At 33.0% G+C, this 2,584-nt stretch carries 5 protein-coding genes; 1 reads left to right on the top strand and 4 read right to left on the bottom strand.

The window, feature by feature from the left end; translation table 11 throughout:
* Together WBY99_RS10465 and WBY99_RS10460 are read right to left on the bottom strand one after the other, a co-directional pair.
* The coding region (locus WBY99_RS10465; RefSeq protein ID WP_423976276.1) for a MarR family winged helix-turn-helix transcriptional regulator at positions 1 to 428 on the bottom strand (428 nt) is incomplete at its 3' end.
* Between the two features lie 28 nt (positions 429 to 456).
* On the bottom strand, positions 457 to 1,089 hold the full coding sequence (locus WBY99_RS10460) for an NAD(P)H-dependent oxidoreductase (RefSeq protein WP_423976275.1): 633 nt from the start codon (positions 1,087 to 1,089) through the stop codon (positions 457 to 459).
* Between the two features lie 198 nt (positions 1,090 to 1,287).
* Here WBY99_RS10460 and WBY99_RS10455 point away from each other — a divergent pair, with 198 nt between their 5' ends.
* Positions 1,288 to 1,464, top strand: a complete 177-nt coding sequence (locus WBY99_RS10455; RefSeq protein ID WP_423976274.1) for a histone H1 — start codon at positions 1,288 to 1,290, stop codon at positions 1,462 to 1,464.
* A 119-nt stretch (positions 1,465 to 1,583) separates the two neighbouring features.
* Here WBY99_RS10455 and fsa read toward each other — a convergent pair whose 3' ends face one another.
* Together fsa and WBY99_RS10445 are read right to left on the bottom strand one after the other, a co-directional pair.
* Positions 1,584 to 2,237: a fructose-6-phosphate aldolase gene (gene fsa, locus WBY99_RS10450; RefSeq protein ID WP_423976273.1), complete on the bottom strand. Its 654-nt coding sequence runs from the start codon at positions 2,235 to 2,237 to the stop codon at positions 1,584 to 1,586.
* Between the two features lie 116 nt (positions 2,238 to 2,353).
* The coding region (locus WBY99_RS10445; RefSeq protein WP_423976272.1) for an acyl carrier protein at positions 2,354 to 2,584 on the bottom strand (231 nt) is incomplete at its 5' end.

The following is a 2,584-nucleotide window of genomic DNA, read 5'->3' as shown; positions in this document are numbered from 1 at the left end:
TCTATAATTTGCATTAATTTGGTCACGGTTACTTTCAATTCCAAAAGTTCATCTTCAGATAAATTGAGTTTTTCCTGCATTTTTCTGGGAATGATGCAGGCTTTTTTCTGAAGTTCATTTCCTTCATCTGTTAAAAAAACTTCTACCACGCGTTCATCTTCTTTTTTTCGATGTCGCACGATATACGATTTTGCTTCCAGTCTTTTTAATAATGGCGTTAAAGTTCCGCTGTCCAAATATAATTTCTCACCAATTTGATTTACGGTTAATCTTTCATACTCCCAAAGTACCATCATTACTAAATATTGGGAATAAGTAATGTCTAATTCCTCCAAAAAAGGACGGTACATACCGGTAATTTCCTTTGCGACCAGATAAAGCGGAAAGCAAAGTTGATCGCCTAATTTTGGGGTTTCTTGATTTTCCATATTGAAATTGAAACGGTGAATTTCTAAATTATTTCCTGATAATAAATTCCTCCATCGGAATTCTCACTTTTTTCATGTGGGAAAGATAATCCTTTTCGAGGTCTCTATAGCCAAGATAAAGTAAACTTACACTTTTCAAGCCCAATTCTTTCAACCCTAAAATTTCATCTACAATTTCGTTGCTGAAACCTTCTGCAGGCGTACTGTCAATCTTTAATTCTGCAGCTTGAGCCATCGCTAAACCTAATGCGATATAAGTTTGACGGGCAGTATGAGCAAAATGTTCTTCTGGAGTTTGACCATTATATAGTTCCTTAATTTTATCGGTATAACTGCTGAATCTTCCTCTTGGTAAATCTCTCACATCGGTATGATGATCGTAAACTTTATCAATTTTCGCATCAGAATAACTGTCCCAAGCTGCGAAAACCAAAACGTGTGAAGAATCTTTCATCACTTCGGGATTTAATGCGCCTTGAACCATTTTCTCTTTCAGTTCTTGGTTTTCTACTACAATTACTCGGAAAGGCTGTAATCCCGAAGAAGTTGGTGCTAATCTCGCGGCTTCTAATATTTTATTCAAATTTTGTTCAGATACTTTTTTTGTGGAATCATAAGCTTTTACGGCGTGTCTCCATTTTAAATCTTCTATTAATGACATATTTTTTTATTTTTAAATTATTACGTATTTCGAATTGCAAATATAGTAAGCAATTATATTGTGTGCAATTTAATTTGAGGCATTTTTAGTTTTTTTGAATTTTAAAATAAAAAATAATACGTTTTTAATCATATTTTTTTCTTTGATAGTAGGCTAAATCGTTCATAAATGTTATGTTTGCAGCCTAAATTTATTTACATGAAAGAACTTATTGAAAAAATCAACGCAGAATTTGAAACATTTGCAACAGAATCAAATCAACAAGCGGAAAAAGGAAACAAAGCGGCAGGAACAAGAGCGAGAAAATCAGCTTTAGAATTGAGTAAATTGTTCAAAGATTTCAGAAAGGTTTCTGTAGAAGAATCTAAGAAATAAACCCTTTTAAACCAGCTTTTTTGAGCTGGTTTTTATTTTTAATTACAAGAGAAATCTGCAAAAATAAAACCGTCTGAAAAATCAGACGGTTTCATTATATTCATTGAAGGAAAAATTTCTTATCCCATTTTTTTAGCATCAGCAACAAACTGCGCTAAACCTTTATCAGTTAATGGATGATTCAATAAATTGAGAATCGGATCTAATGGCGAAGTAATCACATCAGCACCGATTTTCGCACAATTGATAATGTGCATTGGCGAACGAATCGACGCTGCCAAAATTTCGGTATCAAACATATAATTATCAAAAATAATTCTGATTTCTTCAATTAAATTCATTCCATCAACTGAAATATCATCTAATCTTCCCAAGAACGGAGAAACATAATTTGCTCCCGCTTTTGCCGCCAATAAAGCTTGTCCGGCAGAGAAAATCAAAGTGCAATTGGTTTTGATTCCTTTGTTTGAGAAATATTTTAAAGCTTTAATTCCGTCTTTAATCATCGGGATTTTCACTACGATATTGGGGTGAATTGCTGCTAATTCGTCGCCTTCTTTAATCATTTCTTCGTAAGTGGTGCTGAGAACTTCAGCAGAAATATCGCCGTCAACAATTTCACAAATGGTTTTGTAATGGTTCAGAATCGCTTCTTTTCCGCTGATTCCTTCTTTCGCCATCAATGACGGATTGGTGGTAACTCCGTCTAAAATTCCCAAATCTTGTGCTTCTTTAATTTGCTCAAGATTGGCAGTGTCGATAAAAAATTTCATATTAATTTTTGTTTGTGCAAAGGTAAGATTTTCGACTTCAATGAGGAAATGATTTTGATTTTAAAATTAGAATTTCAATCATATTTCTAATTGATTTTAAAATTGTCGTTCAAAAATTATTTCGCCGAAAGTTTCTCTTCAATCACCGCCAAAGCAGATTTTACATCGCGCATTTTTTCCATAGAATCCGCGTCGATTTCAATATCGAAAACTTCTTCCACATCCAAAATTACATCAACTAAATTTGCAGAATTGATGTTTAAGTCATTAATAAAGTCTGTGTTTTCATTAATGTTAATCAATGCTTCCTCATTTTTCACATAAGGTTTTACAATATCTTTCAATTT

This window comes from Kaistella sp. (assembly GCF_049588135.1).
Taxonomy (GTDB): Bacteria; Bacteroidota; Bacteroidia; order Flavobacteriales; family Weeksellaceae; genus Kaistella.
This window is presented reverse-complemented; position numbering and strand designations above follow the sequence as displayed.

Bases quoted from the DNA above. Each gene is read 5' to 3' on its own strand.
- WBY99_RS10460 (WP_423976275.1), bottom strand. From the start codon at position 1,089: ATGTCATTAATAGAAGATTTAAAATGGAGACACGCCGTAAAAGCTTAT.
- WBY99_RS10455 (WP_423976274.1), top strand. From the start codon at position 1,288: ATGAAAGAACTTATTGAAAAAATCAACGCAGAATTTGAAACATTTGCA.
- fsa (WP_423976273.1), bottom strand. From the start codon at position 2,237: ATGAAATTTTTTATCGACACTGCCAATCTTGAGCAAATTAAAGAAGCA.